This window comes from Cupriavidus sp. 86D6 (assembly GCF_057815095.1).
In genome coordinates this window covers 43,166-64,676 of sequence record NZ_JBYPSB010000005.1, presented here as the reverse complement: position 1 = coordinate 64,676, position 21,511 = coordinate 43,166, and the positions used below count along the sequence as shown (strand labels likewise).

The following is a 21,511-nucleotide window of genomic DNA, read 5'->3' as shown; positions in this document are numbered from 1 at the left end:
TGAGATGCGGCCGCCTGGTGCTGCAGGCAGTCATGGCGCTGCTTGCCCTCGGCGTGCTCGTGCCGGCAATCACGCATGCGGCCACCAATCAGATTGCGCTGCTGGTGCCAGATGGCTTTGCGCTGCCGGACGCGCGCGTCTCCTCGTGGCTCGATGCCGCCCAGGAAGAAGGCCTGAAGATCACGGTCATCAATGACAGCCAGTTCCAGCAGGGCACGACGCCGGCGCAGTTCTCCGGCGTCATCCTGCCGGACCAGGTACACGCGAACGCGAGCGATGCGCTGATCTCGTCGCTCGAGACGTACGCAAATCAGGGCGGACAGCTGATGCTCGTCTACGACTTCGGCGCGCTGACCACCACAGGATTCTATGCACCGCAGAAAAGCCGTCTGAGCAACCTGGCTGGCGTCGACTACGTGCTCTATGACCAGCTGCTCGGCAATATGATCGGCGTAGGACCGGTCACGGGCCTGGGCACTACCCTCAGGACCTTGCAAGTGCCACCCGGCAAGTCGATGGTATGGGACGCCACCGCCACCAATCCCGTGGAAGGTATCTCTGGCTACGTCTACGGCTTCCTGATTTACCCGAGCTTCGTGACCCAAGGCACCTACAGTGGGTCCGCTCTGCTGACGTCCCCCAATTTCGGGCTCGTCGCGGGGCTGCGCAATTTCGGAAACGGGCGCGTGTTGTTCGTGAACATGCCGCTGTCTTACTTGAAGGGCCAAACCGACGGCATGTTGATGCACGGAATGCTGCGCTACTTCGGCACCAACATGATGAAGATGCCGCGACTGTCCGCGCAACCCAAGGCGCTGGGCGGATTGGTACTGAACTGGCACTTCTGTGCCGGTGACCAGATTGCGCCGGCAAACCAGCTCAAGGGCTGGGGCATCTTCCAGAGGGGAACCTTCTCGATGTCCATCACGGCCGGGCCAGACCAGATCAATGTGGGAGACGGCAAGGGCATCAACCTGTCGCAGAACACCACCGCCCAACAACTGGTGGCATACCTGCTGAGCCAGGGCCACAACATCGGTAGCCACGGCGGATGGATTCACGATTTTTGGGGCGCGAACGCCAGCGAGACGAATCAATCGACCTTTGAGCAGTACCTTGTGCTGAACAAGCAAAGCGTGGAGGGCGTGACGGGTCGCCCGGCAGTCGAATACGCGGCGCCGGAGGGCAACACGCCGCAATGGTCGGTCAACTGGCTCGAAGCCAACGGCAACAGCGCCTATTACTTCCTGGGGCACACCGGTATGGCGCCAACCCGGAGCTACCGCAACGGCGCCCTGACCAACCAAACGATCCGCGCGTTCCCTGTCATGCCGTTCGGGCAGTACGCGACCTTCGAGGAGTTCGAAGAGTTCAACGTTCCGGCTGCCAGCATTACGGCCTGGTACAAGCAGCTTATCGATTTTGTGGCGAAGAACCGCACCAGCCGGCTGATCTACATGCATCCGCTGGGAGCCGTCGACTACCAGTCGGTGCTCAACAGCCTTTTCAACAAGGCGGCGACTGTCAAGGCGAGCGGGCAGTTCAACTGGTTCACGATGGACACGCTGGCGAAGTTCGGCCAACGGCGCCAGCAAGTCAGCTGGCAGGCGACTGACGGCGGGAATTCCTGGACCTTTCAGGCTACCCACCCCAGCGACCTGACCGACATGGCATGGGTACTGCCAAAGTCGGCTTACAACCAGCCGGTTGTGACACAGGGACTCGGGCTCGTGACCTGGGATGGCACCAACTGGATCGTGACGGCACTAGGAGGCACCACGCTGGCCTTTGTCAGCAGCAAGCGGTAAAGGACAAGCGCCCGTCCTCGCGCGCTCGCAATGGAAGCGGGGACGCGGCGCTGCAGAAGAACAGCACTACATGGGCCTTCGAGCATGCACCCTGGATATCGCCTGTTTTTGTCGATTGGCGTGATGCTGGTCATCACCGTTCCCATCCCCGGGGCGTTCGCAGCCGCCCCCAACAGCTACATCACAACGTTATCCATCCCCCCGGGCACTGCCGAGGGCGGCGTCCAGGGTGTCAGCGATTCGCCTGCGCAACCTGCCGCCCGGGCCGCGTCAGCAGACGCCGCGCTGAATGTCGCAGTGGTGCTGCCGGACACGCTCGACAACGATGACATGAACGGCTCGACCAAACGCACGTGGTCAAGCCCGCTGCCAAAAAGCCCCGCGCGCGAGGCCTCCGCAACAGCTGAAAAGCCGCGCGCGCAGGCGATTGTGCCACCGCTGACGGTGCTGCTGATGGCGGTCATTGCCTTGGTGCTGTTCTACGCCGTAAGACACTACCTCTTCACCCTGAACCGGCTCTTCGGCTTTCAGCGACACCCGTACCTCGACATCGATATTGCGCAGTGGCCTACGTTGACCGTCATGGTCGCCGCGCACAATGAAGAGGCCGTGATAGCCGGTTCGCTGGCCTGCCTGCTGCATGCGGACTATCCCGCCGACAGGCTCGTCATCATGCCGGTCAACGATCGGTCCACCGATGGCACGCGCGAGATCATCGATGATCTGGTGGCGAAGCACCCCGGGCGCATCACACCGTTTCACCGCGCCGCCGGAAAGCCGGGCAAGGCTGCCGCGCTCAAGGATGCCAGCGAGGCGGTGACGAGCGACATCGTCGTGGTCTTCGATGCAGACTATCTGCCGCCGGTAGGGCTGCTAAAGCAGCTGGTGGCCCCTTTCTTCGATCCAGAGGTGGGTGCCACCATGGGCCGCGTGGTGCCGTTGAATGTGGGCGTGAACCTGCTGACGCGCCTGCTCGATCTGGAACGCTCGGGTGGCTATCAGGTCGACCAGCAAGCCCGCATGAACCTGCAGTTGGTCCCCCAGTACGGCGGCACCGTGGGCGGCGTGAGGATGCGGGCATTGCGCGCTGTCGGTGGCTGGCATGACGATGTACTCGCGGAAGACACCGACATCACCTATCGTCTGCTGCTGGCCAACTGGAAGACGGTCTACCAGAACTGGTCGGAATGTTATGAGGAGGTGCCGGAGACCTGGCCGGTCCGCGTGCGGCAAATCCGGCGCTGGACCAAGGGCCACAATCAAGCGCTGTACCGCCACGGCGTCAGGATGGCGGCTTGCCGGCATCACGGCCTGTTCGAGAAGATCGATGGCGTGGCGCTGCTTGGCATCTACATGATGGCGCCGATCATGCTGTTTGGCTGGCTGCTGGCGATCCTGTTGTTCTATGCCGGCGGCTTGCCACTATTCGGCGAGGCGTTGATCCTCTTCGCGCTGATGTCCTATGGCACCTTGGGCAATTTTGCAGCGTTTTTCGAGATCGCCGCCGCGGTGCATCTGGACGGCACCCGCGAACGCATCCGGCTGTTGCCTCTGAACTATTTCGGCTTCCTCGTCAGCATGCTCGCCGTGTCGCGAGCGATTCTGGGTCAAATCGTCTTCGATCAGCTGTTACGTCGGGAACTGCGCTGGGACAAGACGTCCCGTTATCGCCCGAGGAACTGACTATGTGGCCTCTGTTGCTCGGTACGCTCACCATGCTCGTGTTCGCCCTGCCGCTCGTCCCGGCGGCGCTGGAATGGCGGCGGGCGCGTGACGTCCGGCCGCTGATGATCGACGGGGAACACACCCTCGATGTGACGAAAGTGGCAGCGAATTTTCGCGCTCTGGTGGCGCGGCATGAGGCGGGTGACCGGCTGCACAAGCTCACGCGCACGGCAATGGCGCTACGGCCGGTCGTTCACGTCACCGGTAGTTTCGTTCCGGCACGGGCGGAGACGAATCTGGGCGTCTGCACGCGCACTGTCGTGACTGGCGGAACGCTGACGCTGCCTGACGGTTTCACCTTCTCGCGCGATATCTATGGGCGACGCGGCATTCATACAGGCCGGGAGAACCATCTCCAGGTTCTGCTTTCCGAGGGCGAGGTCGTGATACGCGATGGCAGCGAACTGCAGCGCTGGGCCCATGCGCGCAACATCCACGTCGAGCCGAACTGCCGGCTGCGCGGACCTTTGTCGGCGCACTATGCAATCCGCCTGGAAGAAGCCTGTGAGTTCACGTCAGTGAGCGCGGCGGTGGTCAGCTTCGGGCAGCGGCGTGCCGGGACGCCGCCCGATATCGACGATGCGACTGACGATGCCCGTGCCCGGGCGGCGCCCCCCCTGGAGGCCATTCCCGATGCTGATGACGCGGAGCATGCGGATGGTCGCTGGCTGGTACCCCATGCCCTGACGCTTTCTGCCAACACTGTGCATCGTGGTGACCTGATCGTACACGGCGAGCTTTGGATCGGTGCCGGCTCCTGCATCATGGGCAGCGTGAAATCAACCGGTGGCATCTGGCTGGGACCGGGCGTACGCATCCATGGCGCGCTAATCGCTGCCGGTGCGATCTTGTTGGAGCGCGAGTGTGTCATCGCCGGGCCGTTGGTCTCGGAGCAGGAAATCGATGTGGGCAGGCGCTGTGTGATTGGCGCCGCCGGCCGGCGCACGACCGTCGTCGCGCCGTTGTTGCACATGCACGCGGGCTCGGTGGTCTATGGCGCGGCATCTGCGTTGGAGGAAGGCCGCGTCGTGCCAGAAGCCTCGGCTGGCGACGCGTGAACGACTGCAAAAACCATGAAAACATTGATGGCTTTCATGTTGTTGATCGCCACGCTGGCGCATGCGCCAGCGGATGCGGGTGAACTCTCGCTCCAGGGGTACCAGCGTCCCGATGGCGCTATTACCACCTACTTTGGCGGCGACTCGATCGATCCCTATTTCGCGGCCAAGGCGCTGCTCGCCGCACAGGACGCCGGGGGGGCGATGTCGGCTGCGGCCAAACGCTGGATCGCCTGGCAGTTGCCGCGCCAGCACGCTGACGGCCGCTTCGACCGCTACTGCCTGAAGGCCGAGCGTTTTGTCGCGTGCCAGCCAGCCGATGCGGACGATGCCCTGATGGCAGTCTGGATGGAACTACTGGTCCGTCAAGCGCCATCCGAAGGCATGCCGCCAGCGTGGCAGGCCAGCTTCGACAAGGCTAGCGCGCATATCGACACCCTGCGGGATGCGCAGTCCGGGGTGTACTACATTTCCTCCAGCCTGCATGTCGCCTTGCTGATGGACAACGCGGAGATCTCCAGCGCCTTCAAGGCGACCAGCGCCTATCGGCGGCGCCTGGGTGACGCCGCGGGCGCCACGGAGTGGATGCGCAAGGCCGAGCAACTCGACAAGGACATCCTGCGTGTGTTCTGGCGGCCTGGGCAGGGTTATCTGGTAAGCACCCAGCCACGCGAACAGTATGAGTTTTATCCGGACGCTGTCGCACAGATCTTTCCTATTCTGTCTGATATTCGTCCGCCTAATCGACCGGATGCCTTGACGTATCGCCTCTGGATGAAAGAGCACCGGATGACCTGGCTGCAGATGTCCGAGGCGGATTTCCCCTGGGGGCTGGTGGCACTGGTCGCCGACAAGATGGAAGACAAGGAAGCGATTTCGTGCTGGCGCATCCGTTCCATCCAGTTCCGTCATGGCAAACACTGGAATGTTCTGGAAGAGGCGTTGTACCTGGCGTTCGTGGCGCGCTTGACCCCCGAACAGGCGCTGGCACCGCCTCCGGCCGGGTTGCGCTGTCGTTGAGGCAAGATCGAAAGGATACGCATGGCAAAGCTCTCGCATACCCGAATCCGGTTCTACGGCAGGCTTGTCCTGTCATGCCTGCTGGGCATGGCGATGCTGGTCGCCACCACGGAATCGCGCGCCCAGGCGGAAGCCAGCCCGCCCCGAACCTTCGTGCCGTTACTCACGGGATTCATAGAAGGCGGACTAGGCCATGCCAACCTGACCAACAATAATTCGAGCTGGAACGACCAGTACGTGCGCGGCGGCGTCCACCTGACGCCGAAGGACTATGTGACCGGCGAAATCAGTCACCAGAACCATTTCGGCGACGCAGGCACGTTCTTCGGACTGGGCTATACGCGAATTTTCGATGACGACTGGTACGGCTTTCTAAGCGCCGGCACCAGCGCGGGCGGCTTCTTCCTGCCCCAGGTCCGCGTCGATGGCATGCTGTTCCGCAAACTGCTGGAAAAAAAGAACCTGGTCGCCAGTGCAGGCTTCACCTACTACCGCGCCAAGGAGGTCTATAACGACAAGACCTTGCTTCTCGGGCTGACCTACTACTTCGACGCCCCGTGGATCATCCAGCTCGGGGGGCGGCTGAACCGAAGCGACCCCGGCAACGTCCGTTCCAACCGGGGATCGATCGCTGTCACCTATGGCCGCGACAAGGACCAGTACATCACCTTGCGATACGACGGCGGGACCGAGGCCTACCAGATCACCGGCGCGCAGCAACTGCTCAGCGATTTCACCAGCCATGAAGTCTCCCTGAACTGGCGCAAATGGATCACCAAACGCTACGGCATCAACTTGCGCGCGGTCTATTACGAAAATCCGTCCTACAAACGCAAACAAGCAGAGATAGGTGTTTTCGCGGAGTTCTAGACCATGGCCCATCCTGCTGGACACACTCCCGCCACCCGCGATGCAAGCGACGCACTTGGCCTGACGATCCTGAGCCTGGCCAGGCATCGGTCACTGGACCGGCTAAGTCTGTCGGCGTGGACGATGGCCGGCATTTTCCTATTGCCGGTGCTGTTCAATTCTGCCGAGTGGCTGCTGCGCGCCAAAATCAGCGTGATATGGACCGCAGTGCTCGCGTTCTGGATCGACAAGCTTGGCATGGACGGCGTCGTGATCGAACGCTTGACACGGGTGGCCTGGTTCGACTTCGACTTGCCCTATCTGAATGTCACGGCGACACCGCCCGACGTGGCCATGTGGTCCGCAAACTTGCTGGCCACGCTCATCGTGTGCATATTCGCGCTTCGCATGCATGACCGGTTCCTGCCGCTACGCTACTTCCTTCTGTTCGCCGTCTTCATTCAATGCACGGCGCTGCTGTTCTTCGCAGTGGCACCGACGGATTTCCCCTACTCGGTCAGCGAATATGCCAACAACATGCTGAAGACCTCTGCCAGCTTCCTGTTCCTGCTGCCATGGGGGCATGCGCTCGTCTACTACATCTTCGACTTTTCCTGGCCGAAGAAGATATTCCTGACGCTGCTTACGCTTGTGTTTGTCATCGTGGCTGTGCCTATGCAGCTGGCACTGCATGTCTATGTGATGAAAACCGGGTCGCTGCTAATGATGCCGCTATTGTCGTTCGTGTTCGGGCCGACGATGATCGTACTTGGATGCATGGCGTTGTATGGATGGGCAATGAGCTGGGATCGGGAGACGCCCCGGGCATAGACGGGGCGTGGAGGCCCTGTCACGAAGCGAGCCAGCCGTTGAGCGAACGCAGGGTATCCTCGCTCAATTCTCCCGTCGCGGCGGCAAGGCGGAGGCGACCCAGCAGGTAGTCCAGCCGAGCCTGCACCACGTCCAGCTCCGCGGCGAACACGCGCTGCTGCGCGTCGAGCACGTCGGGTTCGGTGCGTGTGCCGACGTCCCGGCCAAGGATCGTCGCCGCCAGCGCACTACGCGCCGACGTCAACGACTGCTCGAGGGCGGCGATACGCGACACGCCAGTCTTCACCGACAGGAACCCGTCCTGTACGTTCAGGCGCACATCGCGCCGGGCCGCGGCAAGCTCCTGTTCCGCCTGGCTCCTCTTTGCAACGGACTCCCGCTCGCGCGAGTCCAGACTCCCACCCGCGTACAGCGGAATGTTGACCTGCAACCCCACGGTCGCGGAACGCGTATTGGCAGCAACCCAGGGCGCCAGATTACCGGTCTGCCCTTGCGTGTTGTAGCCCGCCACGAGCGAGACGGTCGGGCGGCTGGCAAGCCGGTACTTGTCGATCTCCGCGCCGGCAATGTCAAGTTCCGACTGCCGGGTCTTGACCAGGAAGCTCTGTTCCTCCCCCTTGGCCTGCCACGCCGCAAGATTGTCCGGCTCCGGCGGCCTGGGCGCAAACCGGGCGGCAAGCCCGCTCAGTTGATCGGGCGACGTGCCAACGATCTCCTGGAAGCGCGTGCGACGCTGCTCCAGTGCAGATTGCGCCGTCACTTCGCGGCTCTCCACACCGTCCAGGCGCGCCTGGGCTTCATGCAGATCGGTGATCTTGCCCTGCCCGATGTCGAAGCGCGCCTTGGCGCGATCGCGCTGCTGCCGCAAGGCGGCCTTCTCGGCCTGTACCACGCGCAGCGTCTCCTCGCCCAGGACGACGCCGAAGTACGCTTCTGCTACCCGCAGGGCAAGATCCTGGCGCGACTGGCCGAACTGTGTTTGCGCCAGGTTCGTCTGCTCCCGCAATTGCTTCTTCGTCGCCACCGCACCCCGGTCGTAGATCGGCTGCACCAGCACCACGCCGGCCTGCCGCACAGTGCCCGACGTATTGGACGGGATCAGCGACGCCCCATCGTCAGTGGCCGAAGAATGGACGACAGTACGGCCCACGCCACCTTGCAGCCTCAGGCTGGGCAGCAGCAGGGCCCTGCCCTGCACGGCCTTCTCTTGCCCCGCCGTGAGCGCATCGTTCGCGGCAAGGGTCGACGGATCATGCGCCAATGCCTGCTCGTAGGCGCCCACGAGGTCGATCGCGCCCGACTCACCGGCGCTCAGGAACAGCATGCAGCCCAGCGCCACCTGCCCGGCCCGCAGGGCCATATTGAATCGCTTCATCACAATCACTCTCAACGTCAGATTCGCGATCAGACGGTCGCGGGGCGCTTTGCCCGGTACCACGTCGCGTACAGGGCAGGCAGGAACACGAGCGTCAGCACCGTGGCCACGGCGAGGCCGCCCATGATTGCCCACGCCATGGGGCCCCAGAACACCGAATGGGTCAGCGGCACCATCGCCAGGATGGCCGCCAGTGCCGTCAGCACGATCGGACGCAACCGCCGCACCGCCGACTCGACGATGGCCGTCCACAACGGCACGCCTGCGCGCACGTCCTCGTCGATCTGCACGACCAGGATCACCGAGTTGCGGATGATCATGCCGGCCAGCGCGATGACACCGAGCATTGCAACGAAGCCGAACGGAATCCGGAAGGTGGCCAGCACCACGCTCACACCGATCAGGCCGAGCGGCGCGGTCATCAGGACAATTGCCATCTTCTTCATGTCCTGCAGTTGGATCATCAGCAGCACCAGCACGGCGATGATGGTCCACGGCATCACCGCAAACACTGAACGCTGGGCTTTCGCGCTCGATTCCGATGCACCGCCGATGTCGATGCCATAGCCGAGCGGCAGGTCCTTCTGGAGCGCCTCGATCCGGGGCAGCAGCGCGCCGGTGACGTCGGGTGCCTGCGCGCCCGCGATGTCAGCACGGACCGTCATCGTCGGCACGCGATTGCGTCGCCACAGTTCCCCATCTTCACTGGCAAGGGTCAGACGGGCCACCTGCGATACCGGCACGAACTTCCCGTCGCGAACATAGATCCTGGCGTCCTTCAGGTTGTTCAGGTCCGTACGCTCGGCCGCAATGAGGCGCGACACGATGTCGATACCCTGGTCTTCTTCCCGGAACTGTGTGATCGGCGTACCGGAAATCGACGCCTCGAGTGCCTGCTTGATCTGGGCGGACGTAATGCCAAGTGCACGCGCCTTGTCCTGATCGACGTCTACCTGGACGCGCTTGATGCGCTCGCTCCAGTCCTGGTTCACCTGACGCACATGCGGCTCCTCGCGCATGATCGCTGCTACCTTGTCGCCGATAGTCCGGACCTTGTCGTTGTCCTGGCCATAGACCCGGAATTGCACTGGATAACCAACGGGCGGACCATTCTCCAGGCGGTTGACCCGCCCACGTACGTTTGGAAACTTCTCCGCGAACAACTTCTCGAGCTTTTCCTTCGCGCGCTCACGCGCCTCGCCGCCCTTGGTCATCACCATCATTTCGCCAAGGTTCAGGTTCGGGGTCTGCGCATCGAGCGGCAGGTAGAAGCGCGGCGCGCCATTGCCCACGAAGCTCGTCACCGCGGCAATGTCCGGATCGCCCTTGAGCATCGCTTCGAGCTTCTGCACCTCGCGCTGGCTCGCTTCGAACGTCGAAGCCTCCGGCATCCACATGTCCACGATCAGCTCGGCACGGTCCGACGCCGGAAAGAACTGCTGGGGCACTGCCTTGAACAACATGAGCGCGCCGACGAACGCCGCAAGCGTGATGCCGAGCACCCAGACGCGTTGCCGCAAGCAGAAATCCATGAAGCGGCGGAATTTGACATAGAAGCCGCGCTGGTAGACCGCTTCCTCGTCATGCGAAGCGTGCGCATGCTCCTTCAACAGCTTGAAACCGATATACGGGGTAAACAGCACGGCCACCAGCCAGGACAACAGCAGCGAGATTCCGACCACCTGAAACAGCGAATACACATACTCGCCGGTGCCGGACTTTGCAAAGCCGACCGGAAGGAAGCCCGCCGCCGTGATCAGCGTGCCGGTGAGCATCGGGAACGCAGTGGCCGTGTAGGCGTAGGTGGCCGCGCGGAACTTGTCCCAGCCCTGCTCAAGCTTCAGCGCCATCATTTCGACGGCAATGATGGCGTCGTCCACCAGCAGACCCAGCGCGATAATCAGCGCACCGAGCGAGATGCGTTGCAGGTCGATCCCCATCACGTACATGGCCAGGAACGTCATGGCCAGCACGAGCGGTATGCTCAGCGCAACCACCAGCCCGGTCCGCAGGCCCAGCGACAGGAAACTCACGACGAGCACGATGACCACTGCCTCCGCGAGGCTCTTCTTGAATTCGAAGACGGAATGCTCGACGATGCGTGGCTGGTCACTGACTGCATGAATCTGCACGCCGACAGGCAGGGTGGCCTCGATACGCTTGACCGTTTCATCGAGCTTCGCGCCAAGTCGGATCACGTCACCGCCCTTGCGCATGCTCACGGCAAGGCCGATGGCCTCGTTGCCGTTGAAGCGCATCCGCGAAGTGGCCGGCTCGACAAAACCGCGACGGACATCGGCGATATCACCCAGCCGGAAAGTGCGCTGGCCGGCACGGATGCCGATGGCGCGAATGCCCTCTACAGAATCGAACTCGCCGCTCACATCCAGCCGCACCCGTTCGGCACCGGTTTGCACCGTACCGCCCGACGACACTACATTGGTCTGCGCGAGTGTCTGGGCAATCAGGGCCGGATCGATCCCCAGAGACGCAAGCTTGGCAGTAGAAACTTCCACATAGATCTTCTGCTCCTGCTTGCCCACGAGATCGACCTTGTTGACATCGTCAACACGAAGGAACTCGTTGCGCGCCGCATCGGCGATCCGCCTCAGGTCGTCGTAGCTGAATCCGTCGCCAGTGATGGCATACAGATTGCCGAACGTGTCTCCGAACTCGTCATTGAAGAACGGCCCTTGCGTGCCCTGCGGCAGGGTATGGTGGATGTCACCCAGCTTCTTGCGAACCTGATACCACACATCCGGCACGGCGGATCGCGGAACGTCTTCGCGCAGGTTGACCTTGATCTGCGCCTCACCCGGCTTGACGTAGGTGGACGTATAGTCGATCTCCGCGACCTCCTGCAACTTGCGCTCGAGCTTGTCGGCCACCTGGTCGGCCATCTGCTGCGCGGAGCCTCCCGGCCAGTAGGCCTGCACCACCATGGTCTTGATCGTAAACTCGGGGTCTTCCTTCTGGCCGAGGCTGCCGTATGCCAGCACGCCGGCCACGGACAACAGCAACAGCAGGAACGCGATCATCTGCGGGTGTTTAAGCGCCCATTCGGACAGATTGACACCTTTCACTTCGAACCTCCCGCCTGGGCGACGGTCGTCGCCTCCGCCACCTTCACCTGCTGGCCGGGCTGCAGCATGTGCACGCCGGCGGTCACTACCGTCTCGCCACCCCCCAGGCCCGCCGCCACAATGACGCTGTCGTTCTGAGCCGCACCGAGCTTCACTTCACGGGACATCACGCGCGACGTCTTGAGGTCCACCACCCACACGTGCCGGCTGCGCTCGTGATCGACGATGGCGGTCAGCGGCACGCGAACCGCGCCACTGCCGTCCACGTCGGGAACCATGACGGATGCGGTCATGCCCAGCCGCAGGAGGCTGGGGTCGGCGTCCGCTTCCTGGATAGAAATGCGCGCCGAGTAAGTGCGCGTGACACTGTCAGCGTCCGGCGCCAGCTCGCGAAGCTTGCCGCTCCAGGACTTTTCAGGATGCGCCCACACCGTGATCGCGAGCTTCTGGGCCTTGCGTAGTTCGTCGACGCGAGACTCGGGAATGCTGATCGACACTTCGCGCTCGCCGTCGGCCGCAACGGTGACGATCGACTGGCCGGCCGACACGACCTGGCCGGCTTCCGCGTTGATGGCGCTGACCACCCCGTCGCGGTCAGCCACGAGCGTCGTGAATCCGCGCATGTTGGCGTTCAATTGCTGGCGCGCCTGCGCCGAGCGAAGCTGGGCTTCCGCCTGGCTCAACGCCAGGCGCTGCTGGTCCAGTTCGGCCTGCGAAGCAAAGTTCTGTGCCAGCAGTTGTTCGGTGCGCTTTACGTCCACCCGGGCCTGGGCTACCCGGCTTCTCGCAGCGTCCGCATCCGCGCCGGCTGCGGCAACCTGCAAGGCTTCCTGGGTGGGATCGAGCTGCAGCAACGGCTGCCCGCGCTTGACATGGCTGCCCACTTCCACCATCCGGGCAACGATCTTGCCCGCCGTCCGGAAGCCCAACTGGCTTTCGTAACGCGCACGGATTTCTCCCGAATAGTTGGCGCCGATGGTGCCGCTGCTACGCCCGACGACCACGGTCCGCACCGGCCGCACGTCCGACTGTTCGGACGCAGGTTTCTCTGTGCACGCCGCCAGCAGGCTCGCCGCCGCGATGATGGTGAGCATTGCTGCTCGATGCTTCCTGTTCAATTTCTACGCTCCAGTAGGTCCGTCACTCGCCTGCGAGTCATCAGCGTTTTGCGCCACCGAGCCGATACAACGGACTCGTTCGGGGCGTCAGTGTCAGCAGGCCTGGGCATCCGCCCTTCCCAAGAGCCCGAAATATACATCATAATGACGCCGTAGTCAGATTGACGTTTAATTTATTTTGTATGTGCGGCCGGAGCAACCTCGTTGGGCACAAGCCTATGCGGCGGAGAAGGCGCATGGCCATGCGTGCCCGATTCCCCTGAAAGGAGAGAACCGATCCATGAGTGCGATAGAGCAGGGATTTGCCGCAGCGGGCGAGATGTGGGAGGCGACCGATCATCGTCAGCGCGTTGCGGCCAAACGGAGGCAGCGCATGCGCGCGCTGCTATTGAGCAGTACGTTGCGGTTGCTGGTGGAGAACCGCGACCCTTCGCCTTCGATCGACGACATCATCTGCGCGGCGCAGGTGTCGCGTGGAACGTTCTACAAGTACTTTCCGTCGTCCGAAGCGATCATGCGTGAACTGATAGGGAGGGTGGCCGAGCAGTGGGTACGAGAGGCAGACCCCATCGTCAGGCGCGATGACGATCCTGCCGAACACATCTCCCGCGGCATACGGCTGGCATCGATGCTGGCAGTACACCAGCCGGGTGTGGCAAGCATCCTGGGACGCTTCGGATGGTCGGGTTACCAGGCGCCGAGCATGCTGGAATTCGTGCGCCGGGACCTGGAGGATGGCGTGCGCCGCAATCGTTTCACGCCCATGCCGCTCACGCTGGCGTTCAATATCGTTACCGGCGCCGCAATGAGCGCGATGCACCGCATGCTGGAGAGCGGGTGCAAGGATGATTTTTCCGAACTGGCGGCTGCCGTGGCTTTGCGCGCCCTGGGCGTGGAGAGTACTACGGCCGACGCCATATCCAGTTCGCCGCTCAACGCCAACATCGTGCTTTTCGAGGACATGCTCGAAGCCGCGATCCTCGACCCGTCACAGGCGCGGCATGGCTAGCTGGAGGATTCGGCGAGGGCGGCGAGCTTCTGCTGCGCCGTCTTGAGCAGCGATTCCGGCGGCGCCACGAGCTTGGGAAGGGGCGCCGCGATCAACTTCGCGGCGCCGGCCGCCGATACACCGAGCGATCTCAACACCGCACGAACGATGCGTTCCGGGTAGTCCTTGGCCGTTCTGCCATTTGCAATACGCTGGACGGCGATGAGCGCCGCGCCCGTCGCCATGTCCACCCCCACGTCGGCGGCCTCCTCGTCGAACGTGCCGCGCTTCACGCCCTCCTTGATATCGGCTGGCAGATGTTCGTATATCGCGCTTTTCTTTCCGACGAGACTGAAACCCGTAGCGGCAAGGAAGCGGGCGACAACGGGATAGGCTCGCACCAGGTGCAGATACATCCGGCCGGCGGTAGCGAATCGCAGCGCTGGATCGTCGACGTCCGCCAAGACGCCCTCGATCATGTGCACCATGTCGTGACTGAGTGCGTCGCTGACGGCCGCCAGCAGATCATCGTTGGTGCGGAAGTAATTATAGAAGGAGCCCTGCGAGACACCGGCCGCCGCGATCACCTCCGGGATCACGCTGGAACCCATGCCCCGCTGCGCAAAAACGATCATCGCGCTTTCGATGAGCCGCCTGCGCATGCGCGCACGCCGTTCAGCGGCAACACGTGGACGATGGTCTTGGAATTCGGGATCGGCGGGCATCTTCAACAAGAGAAGCTTAAGTGACGGGCGATTATGGCACAGCGCAAGACGGGCATCCTGCACGCCAACCGCCCACCACCATGATTTGTAAAATAATGACCGTCATCATGACATCTTAGTCATTCTGTAGCAGAATGCCGGACTTCATCAGCTGCTCCGGGACCCGCCGTGCGTCACCCTCATTTGCCTCCGCTGCCTGCGCATCAGGATCCGGCTCGGCTGATCGCGTGCGAGCATTGCGACGCACTTCATGTCCGCACGGCACTGGGCGACGCTGAACGGGCCGTTTGCCTGCGGTGCGGTGCGGAGCTGTACCGCAACAGCACGGGGGCCTACCGCCGCCTGCTGCCGCTCGTCGTGACCGCGGTGATTCTGTTTCTGATCTCAAACATGTACCCGATCGTCGCTATGGACCTCAAGGGCACGCGCATGGAGACCACGCTATGGGGCGCGATACAAGCCCTCTACGCCGACAATATGCCGCTGGTGGCCGTGCTCGTGTTCGTCACGACGCTCCTCGTGCCTCTGGGCGAGCTGCTCATGATGGGCTTTGTGCTCCAGCCGATGGCCCGGCGCCGCATGCCTCGTGCGTTCCACCACATCGCACGCGCCATTCTGCTGACCCGCCCATGGGGCATGATCGAGGTGTTCATGATCGGCGTGCTGGTCACGCTGGTGAAGCTATCGACCGTCGCACAGGTAATGCCGGGCGTTTCGCTCTGGTCGTTCGGCGCGCTGGTGGTAGTGCTTGCCGCCATCCTGTCGTTCCCTCCGCGCGACCTCTGGCACCAGTTCGATGCGCGAAGTACGAACGGCGTGCCGGCCGTCCCTCCGGATACTGCGTCATGAGCGCAGACCGCTTGTGTTACCCCACGGCGACCGGGCAGGGCCTGCTGGCTTGTCATGCCTGCGACCTCGTCAGCCCGCTGACGCTGGAAGGTGCGCCCTGCCCGCGCTGCGGCGCCACGTTGCATCGTCGCAAGCCAGCCAGCATGGCGCGTGCCTGGGCCTTCCTGCTCTCCGCCTACCTGCTCTATATCCCGGCCAATCTGCTACCGATCATGGTGACGCAGTCGATCTTTGGCACCCAGCACGACACGATCCTGTCGGGCGTGATCTACCTGTGGCTTTCGGGCTCACACATGCTCTCTTTGGTCGTGCTGATCGCCAGCGTTGTCGTGCCGCTGCTCAAGATGATGATCCTGACGCTGCTGTTGCTGACGGTGCGCCGCCGCTCGACCTGGCGTCTTCGTGAACAGACCCGCCTCTATACGGTGGTCGAAGTCATTGGCCGATGGTCCATGCTCGATGTCTTCGTCGTCGCGTTGCTCGCCTCGCTGGTGCGCGCCGGGTCGCTGGCCACCATCACACCAGGTGCCGGAGCCCTGGCGTTTGCCTCGGTCGTCGTGCTCACCATGCTCGCCTCACTATGCTTCGATCCCCGGCTGCTGTGGGACAGCCTCGATGCGCCGCCTCTCCCACTCGATTTCTCGGTAGTCAATCATGACCGAACACTTTGATCCCGCCGCGCCATCAGCCATACCGGAGCCGGTCCGCAAGCCGCCCGCGCGCTGGCTGCCCTCGCTGGTCTGGCTGATACCCATCGTGGCCGCGGTGGTCGGCCTCTCGCTGCTCATCAGCACACTTGCATCGCGCGGGCCGGAGATCACGGTCACCTTTCGTACCGCAGAAGGCCTGACGCCCGGCAAAACCCCAGTTCGATACAAGGACGTCGATATCGGCCTGGTCAAAACGGCCCGGTTGGCGGCGGACCGCTCTCACGTGATCGCGACGATTGCTCTGACAAAGGATGCAAGGAGCTTCGCCGTGGCCGATTCGCGTTTCTGGGTGGTACGGCCACGATTTGCCATCAGCGGCGTGTCTGGGCTCGAGACGCTGCTATCCGGCGCCTATATCGGGGTCGATGCAGGCAAATCTGCCGACACCATGCACAGCTTCACCGGACTCGAAGTGCCGCCCGTGGTCACCACCGATGCCTCGGGCAGGCAGTTCGTGTTGCACGCACAAGACCTCGGCTCGCTCGATGTTGGGTCTCCTGTCTACTATCGTCGCGTCCCTGTCGGCCATGTCGTGTCCTACCAGCTCGACCCGAACGGTCACGACATCACATTGCGAGTATTTGTCGACAAGCCCTACGAGAAGCTTGTCTCCGCCGATACGCGCTTCTGGCACGCCAGCGGCGTCGACCTCAAGCTCGACGCGAACGGGTTGAAGCTGTCCACGCAGTCTCTGGTCACCGTGATGCTCGGCGGCGTGGCCTTCCAGGCGCCGGAGCACTCCACTGCGCACTCGGCGGCCGCGGAGAACACCGAATTCCTGCTGGCTGCTGACCAGTCCGAAGCCATGAAGGAGCCGGAGGAGCTTGCTCCCGCGCTGGCAGTCCTCAATTTCGACCAGTCGGTGCGTGGCCTGTCGCCGGGAGCGCCCATCGATTTCCGAGGCGTGACTGTCGGGCAGGTGCGTTCGATCGGCATCGAATACCAGCGCGACAAGAAGGCCTTCCGGATGCCGGTGGTCGTGGAACTCTATCCTTCCCGCATGGGTCTGCGCGATCAGGACGTGGCCGACGATACGCGCAAGCTCGCCATCGTGCATAGCCTGGTACAGCGCGGCATGCGTGCGCAACTGCGCACCGGAAACCTGCTGACCGGACAGCTATACGTCGCCCTCGACTTCTTTCCGAAGGCGCCTCTACCGGATGAGCTGGACCTGAACGCGTCGCCGCCGCAACTCCCCACCACGCCAGGGACCTTCGACGAGTTGCAAGCCAAGCTTGGTGACATCGTGACCAGGATCGGCAAAGTCCCGTTCGATCAGATCGGACAGGACGCGCGCACGGCGATGGTGTCGATGAACAAGATGCTGGTCAACGCAGACAAGCTCGTGGCGCAGGTCAACGGCGACGTGGCCCCGCAGGTGCTTGCGGCGCTGCAGGACGCGCGCCGCACGCTAGCAACGGCCAATGGCGCGCTGGCGCCCGACGCGTCACTGCAGCAGGACACCCGCCGGATGATGCAGGAACTCACGCGGGCCGCCGCTTCGTTGCGCACGCTCACAGACTATCTCGAGCGGCATCCGGAAGCGCTCTTGCAGGGAAAGAGGGAAGAGAAACAATGACACGTTCCAGCATACTAATTCCGCTGGTCATCGCGGCTACAGTCATGATCAACGGCTGCGCGTCGCCCGAGCCACGCTATTACACATTGGCAGCACGTTCATCCGACACAGCAAGGGCCGCACCGGGAAGCGCGGGCCGTACACCCGAGCCGCGATGGATCGAGGTCAGGCCAGTGCGTGTCCCCGAGCGCCTGAATCGCGCGCAGTTGGTAGTGAGCGACGGCGCTGACGGTGGTGTGAAGTTGCTTGACACATCTCGCTGGATGTCTCCATTACCGGACGAGCTTCGCGATGCACTGTCGCAGCGTTTGCAGTCTAGTCTTGACGCGGTCGATATCTACCAGCACGGCCTGCCGGCCACCCAGCCAGCCGTTCGCGTGACCGCCGAGGTAGTCATCCTCGACGCCGACCTGGGAAAGCGGGCCGCAGCAACCATCGCCTGGACCGTGAAGCGCCTGCCAGACGGCAAGACCCTGAGTGGCCGTACCGAAGCCGAGGTGCCTGCACCCGGGCAAGTGGATGGCGTGGTGAATGCTTATCGGCAAATCCTGGCCGCAACGGCAGCCGACATAACAACCAGCGTGCTGGCCCTTGAGCGATAGACAAGAAGCATCGGGCGCGTTGGATAAGATGAACCGGACGCTTCGGGTGGTTGCGCCACAGGTCTCTGCCCGCTTCCGGCGTCGGTCGCACTGTATGGTGAACGTGCTTCCTTGTCCGGGTCCAGCGCTGGTGGCGCTAATTGATCCAGCATGCTTTTCGATGATCGATTTGCAAGAGACAGGCCGATCCCCAGGCCGCCGGTTGCGCTATAACCGGGTTCGTCGACTTGAGTGGTTGCCCGGAGGGTGTCCGGCCAACCACGCCACGGCAACTATTACCTGGCTCCTGCCTTGTTGATGGACTGCATCACCGCTTCCGTCATCTGGTCGATCGTGAAGCTGGCTGGCCTCTGGCTTGGCGGATAGTCCTTGAACGTTTGGAGGAATGGCCCCACGCGCGACGATGCATAACTGATCATGTACGCGTTCTTTGCCGTCCAGTCGTAATATTGGTCGGAAACGATGTCCGCCCGCTCGTAGGGGTCCATGCGCAGGTTGAACGCCTTCGGCACGCGCAAGCACGTGAACGGGTTGGCCCACACTTCGAAGCCGCCAGGATGCCGCTGCTCACAGAAAACGAACTTCCAGTCGTTGTGCCGCATCGCCACTAATACGCCATCGTCGTTGAAGTAGAAGAAATCCTGGCGAGGGCCGGTGTTCGTCTGTCCGGTCAAGTATGGCAGGAAGTTATAGCCGTCCAGATGCACCTTGAAGGTCTTTCCGCCAATGCTCGCACCCTTTAGCAAGCGATCCTTGATGTCGGTATCGCCGGCAGCCGCAAGCAAGGTCGGGAACCAGTCGAGCCCCGAGATCATGGTCGTCGACACGGTGCCGGGCTTGATCCGGCCCGGCCACCGGATCAGTGCCGGAACGCGGAACGCACCTTCCCAGTTGGTATCCTTCTCGCTTCTGAACGGCGTGGTCGCGGCGTCCGGCCACGACCACTGATTGGGGCCATTGTCGGTTGTGTAGATCACGATCGTATTGTCCGCAACCTTCAGATCGTCGAGCGATTTGAGAAGCTTGCCGACATCTCCATCGTGCTCAAGCATGCCATCGGCGTATTCATTACCGGGCATGCCACTCTGGCCTTGCATGGAGTCGCGGACATGCGTGAAGGCATGCATGCGTGTCGTGTTCATCCACACGAAAAACGGTTTATCGGCCTTGACCTGCTTTTCCATAAAGCCGATCGCAGCCGCGGTGGTTTCGTCGTCGATCGTCTCCATGCGCTTGCGGTTAAGGGGGCCGGTGTCGTCAATCTTGCCGTCCGCGAAGGAATGGAGAACGCCGCGCGGGGCGTTTGCCTTGACCCAGGCCGTGTCGTTCTTCGGGTAGTAGGGGCGCTCAGGCTCCTCTTCCGCGTTCAGGTGGTAGAGGTTGCCAAAGAATTCGTCGAAGCCGTGTGCGGTAGGCAAGTACTCGTTCCTGTCGCCCAGGTGGTTCTTGCCGAATTGACCCGTTGCATAGCCAAGCGGCTTCAGTGCCTGGGCGATGGTCACGTTCTGCGCCTGCAAGCCGATCGGCGAGCCAGGGATGCCGACCTTCAGCAAGCCCGTGCGCAAGCCACTTTCGCCAGTAATGAAAGTAGAGCGCCCCGCTGTACAGCTGTTCTCGCCGTAGTAGTCCGTCAGCATCATCCCTTCGGCGGCAATGCGGTCGATATTGGGAGTTCGGTAGCCAACCACGCCGTGGCTGTAGGCGCTGATGTTGGCCTGACCGATGTCATCCCCGAAAATGACCAGTATGTTTGGCTTCTTGCCAGACGGCGAGGTGGCTGCCAACGCGGGCGCGGAAGCGGCAGGCACCGGCACGTTGGCCGCCACGGGCGGATTCTCCCTGGCTGGCACAGGCGCAGCCGCGCTGGACTCCGGCGCCGGAGCGGGCGCTTGTGCCGCCGGCTGCTGTGTCTTTGGGGACTCGTCCTTCTTGCCACACCCCGTGATCGCGAGGACCGCTGCCAGCGTGGCCAGCATCAACAAGCTGCAGCCCGTCTGTGTCGCCCTCCCTTCCTTGCCTCGATGCATTTCCCGCCTCCCTTCGTTGTCCACCGTCGGTTTGTTACTGCTTTCATCGCCTGTTGCACAACAGCATTGCGGTCATTGCGCCGCACACGAATGCGGCGCGGGCAAAGCACAGTGAAAGTGCCCTCCCGGGCCACGTCGAGGACTGAAAGCCGGCGCCCCGCGCGTGACTTTCCCTCCGCAAAACAAGAATCTCGCGCGGAATGCACCTTGAGGCTATCGTTGCAGAAGACAACGCCAAGCGGAATTCAGAATTTTCTGACCGAGATCTTAGTGATCTTTGAATGCGACACGTGCCGCGGGCGAAGCGATGGGCACAGCGCGAACGGCCGCAGCCATCATCGGCGAGGAGTATCGCGCGTTGGCGGCGAGGAATTTTCTGCCATCTTGGGCGATGACATTCAAGCGGCTGCTTGCGGACTCCCCGTTGGCCTGCCCCGACTGGTTCGCAAATAGGCGGCACCCGCCTCGCTGACTTTCACTTCAGCGCCGCCGGGTGAATGGATGCGTGTCAGATAACCTCGCGCGTTGGCTTCTTCCCAAACCGGCAGACGGGGGCACGAGGTACGCCAGGCTTCGATGACCTCGATGTAAGGTCGTGCATCGGGTCCGATCCATTCCAGAAGATCAAGGACCAGAGACTCGACGGTATCGTATGAGTCCGTTTCGGCGTGACGGAATGGAAGATCGGTCATGGCAGCGCTCCGGTTCCAACTCAGGCGCTACCAGTATAGGTTTAGGAAGAGGGCATCCTGATTCGGCGCTATCCCCCCATTATCTGGGGCGTCCCCAGATGTCGGGGCGTCCGCCTAATCAAGTGTTGGCACGGGGGTGCCTTTTGTGCTGAGGGCGCGGCTTGAGCCGCGCCGGTAGCAGCACGAACCCCGGAGCGACATGCTGAACGATGGCCTGAGACGGCCGTCTGGGGATTCACCATGCTCGTACGTCATGCTCCATCGGTGAACGCATCTCTCCTGTCCGTGACGCGCGCGCCATCGGAGAACACATCGAACTTTGACGTCAGCCCGCCATCGCTATAGGGATCCCGCGGGCCCACCGTGTTGGCGCCGTCGGTGTAGACATCCCGCGACCCCACCCCCGCATAGGCCACACCAGCGGTGAGTGCCGCGCTCGCCGCTGCGAGCAAGAAGATTGTTCTTACCATTT

The 21,511-nt window shown here is 62.7% G+C and carries 17 protein-coding genes and 1 pseudogene; 11 read left to right on the top strand and 7 right to left on the bottom strand.

Annotated features, from left to right (window positions below; translation table 11 throughout):
* Nucleotides 1-32 precede the first annotated feature (32 nt).
* The 6 genes from AC3G88_RS13640 (at nucleotide 33) to AC3G88_RS13615 (ending at nucleotide 7,291) form a co-directional block, all read left to right on the top strand.
* Nucleotides 33-1,808, top strand: a complete 1,776-nt coding sequence (locus tag AC3G88_RS13640; RefSeq protein ID WP_488893441.1) for a polysaccharide deacetylase family protein — start codon at nucleotides 33-35, stop codon at nucleotides 1,806-1,808.
* Nucleotides 1,809-1,931: 123 nt separating this feature from the next.
* Entirely contained in the window at nucleotides 1,932-3,491 is a 1,560-nt protein-coding gene (locus AC3G88_RS13635; protein WP_488772220.1) for a glycosyltransferase family 2 protein, read from the top strand.
* A gap of 2 nt (nucleotides 3,492-3,493) precedes the next feature.
* Nucleotides 3,494-4,591 carry a bactofilin family protein gene (locus tag AC3G88_RS13630; RefSeq protein WP_488893440.1) on the top strand — a complete coding sequence of 366 codons (1,098 nt, stop codon included), beginning with the start codon at nucleotides 3,494-3,496 and terminating at the stop codon, nucleotides 4,589-4,591.
* Between the two features lie 15 nt (nucleotides 4,592-4,606).
* Nucleotides 4,607-5,611, top strand: coding sequence for a hypothetical protein (locus AC3G88_RS13625; protein ID WP_488772222.1), 1,005 nt, complete (start codon nucleotides 4,607-4,609; stop codon nucleotides 5,609-5,611).
* 21 nt (nucleotides 5,612-5,632) lie between these two features.
* Complete coding sequence (locus AC3G88_RS13620) at nucleotides 5,633-6,481, top strand: YaiO family outer membrane beta-barrel protein (RefSeq protein WP_488772223.1); 849 nt, start codon at nucleotides 5,633-5,635, stop codon at nucleotides 6,479-6,481.
* A gap of 3 nt (nucleotides 6,482-6,484) precedes the next feature.
* The gene (locus AC3G88_RS13615) at nucleotides 6,485-7,291 is read left to right on the top strand and encodes a hypothetical protein (RefSeq protein ID WP_488772225.1); all 807 of its coding nucleotides are present in this window, start codon (nucleotides 6,485-6,487) and stop codon (nucleotides 7,289-7,291) included.
* Between the two features lie 19 nt (nucleotides 7,292-7,310).
* Here the strand turns inward: AC3G88_RS13615 and AC3G88_RS13610 are convergent, their stop codons facing one another.
* The 3 genes from AC3G88_RS13610 to AC3G88_RS13600 are packed head-to-tail and all read right to left on the bottom strand — an operon-like array spanning nucleotide 7,311 to nucleotide 12,843.
* On the bottom strand, nucleotides 7,311-8,666 hold the full coding sequence (locus AC3G88_RS13610) for a TolC family outer membrane protein (protein ID WP_488772226.1): 1,356 nt from the start codon (nucleotides 8,664-8,666) through the stop codon (nucleotides 7,311-7,313).
* Between the two features lie 29 nt (nucleotides 8,667-8,695).
* Nucleotides 8,696-11,749 carry an efflux RND transporter permease subunit gene (locus AC3G88_RS13605; protein WP_488893439.1) on the bottom strand — a complete coding sequence of 1,018 codons (3,054 nt, stop codon included), beginning with the start codon at nucleotides 11,747-11,749 and terminating at the stop codon, nucleotides 8,696-8,698.
* A complete protein-coding gene (locus AC3G88_RS13600) occupies nucleotides 11,746-12,843 on the bottom strand; it encodes an efflux RND transporter periplasmic adaptor subunit (RefSeq protein ID WP_488772228.1) in 1,098 nt (365 codons plus the stop codon). Before AC3G88_RS13600 ends, AC3G88_RS13605 begins: the two co-directional genes overlap by 4 nt.
* Before the next feature lie 304 nt (nucleotides 12,844-13,147).
* Between AC3G88_RS13600 and AC3G88_RS13595 the strand changes: the two genes are divergently transcribed.
* On the top strand, nucleotides 13,148-13,876 hold the full coding sequence (locus AC3G88_RS13595) for a TetR/AcrR family transcriptional regulator (protein ID WP_488772229.1): 729 nt from the start codon (nucleotides 13,148-13,150) through the stop codon (nucleotides 13,874-13,876).
* Here the strand turns inward: AC3G88_RS13595 and AC3G88_RS13590 are convergent.
* Nucleotides 13,873-14,643, bottom strand: a complete 771-nt coding sequence (locus AC3G88_RS13590) for a TetR/AcrR family transcriptional regulator (protein ID WP_488772230.1) — start codon at nucleotides 14,641-14,643, stop codon at nucleotides 13,873-13,875. The two genes, AC3G88_RS13595 and AC3G88_RS13590, sit on opposite strands and share 4 nt — an antisense overlap.
* Nucleotides 14,644-14,748: 105 nt before the next feature.
* On the opposite strand from AC3G88_RS13590, the gene AC3G88_RS13585 reads away from it, so the two are divergent.
* The 4 genes from AC3G88_RS13585 to AC3G88_RS13570 are packed head-to-tail and all read left to right on the top strand — an operon-like array spanning nucleotide 14,749 to nucleotide 18,320.
* Complete coding sequence (locus AC3G88_RS13585; protein ID WP_488772231.1) at nucleotides 14,749-15,429, top strand: paraquat-inducible protein A; 681 nt, start codon at nucleotides 14,749-14,751, stop codon at nucleotides 15,427-15,429.
* Nucleotides 15,426-16,100 carry a paraquat-inducible protein A gene (locus AC3G88_RS13580; protein ID WP_488772232.1) on the top strand — a complete coding sequence of 225 codons (675 nt, stop codon included), beginning with the start codon at nucleotides 15,426-15,428 and terminating at the stop codon, nucleotides 16,098-16,100. The genes AC3G88_RS13585 and AC3G88_RS13580 overlap by 4 nt, the downstream gene beginning before the upstream one ends.
* A complete protein-coding gene (locus tag AC3G88_RS13575; RefSeq protein WP_488772233.1) occupies nucleotides 16,084-17,718 on the top strand; it encodes a PqiB family protein in 1,635 nt (544 codons plus the stop codon). Before AC3G88_RS13580 ends, AC3G88_RS13575 begins: the two co-directional genes overlap by 17 nt.
* Nucleotides 17,715-18,320: a PqiC family protein gene (locus AC3G88_RS13570; RefSeq protein WP_488772234.1), complete on the top strand. Its 606-nt coding sequence runs from the start codon at nucleotides 17,715-17,717 to the stop codon at nucleotides 18,318-18,320. The genes AC3G88_RS13575 and AC3G88_RS13570 overlap by 4 nt, the downstream gene beginning before the upstream one ends.
* Nucleotides 18,321-18,413: 93 nt before the next feature.
* Here the strand turns inward: AC3G88_RS13570 and AC3G88_RS13565 are convergent.
* The 3 genes and pseudogenes from AC3G88_RS13565 to AC3G88_RS13555 form a co-directional block, all read right to left on the bottom strand.
* Nucleotides 18,414-18,523, bottom strand: a pseudogene (locus AC3G88_RS13565) (ATP-binding protein); the annotation flags it as partial.
* Between the two features lie 72 nt (nucleotides 18,524-18,595).
* Entirely contained in the window at nucleotides 18,596-20,296 is a 1,701-nt protein-coding gene (locus AC3G88_RS13560; RefSeq protein WP_488772235.1) for an arylsulfatase, read from the bottom strand.
* Nucleotides 20,297-20,745: 449 nt separating this feature from the next.
* Complete coding sequence (locus AC3G88_RS13555; protein WP_488772236.1) at nucleotides 20,746-21,039, bottom strand: 3-phosphoglycerate dehydrogenase; 294 nt, start codon at nucleotides 21,037-21,039, stop codon at nucleotides 20,746-20,748.
* Nucleotides 21,040-21,511: the final 472 nt, after the last annotated feature.

Excerpts from the sequence above, each read along its gene's own strand:
- AC3G88_RS13640 (WP_488893441.1), top strand. The coding sequence starts at position 33 with ATGGCGCTGCTTGCCCTCGGCGTGCTCGTGCCGGCAATCACGCATGCG.
- AC3G88_RS13635 (WP_488772220.1), top strand. The coding sequence starts at position 1,932 with ATGCTGGTCATCACCGTTCCCATCCCCGGGGCGTTCGCAGCCGCCCCC.
- AC3G88_RS13630 (WP_488893440.1), top strand. The coding sequence starts at position 3,494 with ATGTGGCCTCTGTTGCTCGGTACGCTCACCATGCTCGTGTTCGCCCTG.
- AC3G88_RS13625 (WP_488772222.1), top strand. The coding sequence starts at position 4,607 with ATGAAAACATTGATGGCTTTCATGTTGTTGATCGCCACGCTGGCGCAT.
- AC3G88_RS13620 (WP_488772223.1), top strand. The coding sequence starts at position 5,633 with ATGGCAAAGCTCTCGCATACCCGAATCCGGTTCTACGGCAGGCTTGTC.
- AC3G88_RS13615 (WP_488772225.1), top strand. The coding sequence starts at position 6,485 with ATGGCCCATCCTGCTGGACACACTCCCGCCACCCGCGATGCAAGCGAC.
- AC3G88_RS13610 (WP_488772226.1), bottom strand. The coding sequence starts at position 8,666 with ATGAAGCGATTCAATATGGCCCTGCGGGCCGGGCAGGTGGCGCTGGGC.
- AC3G88_RS13600 (WP_488772228.1), bottom strand. The coding sequence starts at position 12,843 with ATGCTCACCATCATCGCGGCGGCGAGCCTGCTGGCGGCGTGCACAGAG.
- AC3G88_RS13595 (WP_488772229.1), top strand. The coding sequence starts at position 13,148 with ATGAGTGCGATAGAGCAGGGATTTGCCGCAGCGGGCGAGATGTGGGAG.
- AC3G88_RS13580 (WP_488772232.1), top strand. The coding sequence starts at position 15,426 with ATGAGCGCAGACCGCTTGTGTTACCCCACGGCGACCGGGCAGGGCCTG.
- AC3G88_RS13575 (WP_488772233.1), top strand. The coding sequence starts at position 16,084 with ATGACCGAACACTTTGATCCCGCCGCGCCATCAGCCATACCGGAGCCG.
- AC3G88_RS13570 (WP_488772234.1), top strand. The coding sequence starts at position 17,715 with ATGACACGTTCCAGCATACTAATTCCGCTGGTCATCGCGGCTACAGTC.
- AC3G88_RS13560 (WP_488772235.1), bottom strand. The coding sequence starts at position 20,296 with ATGCTGGCCACGCTGGCAGCGGTCCTCGCGATCACGGGGTGTGGCAAG.
- AC3G88_RS13555 (WP_488772236.1), bottom strand. The coding sequence starts at position 21,039 with ATGACCGATCTTCCATTCCGTCACGCCGAAACGGACTCATACGATACC.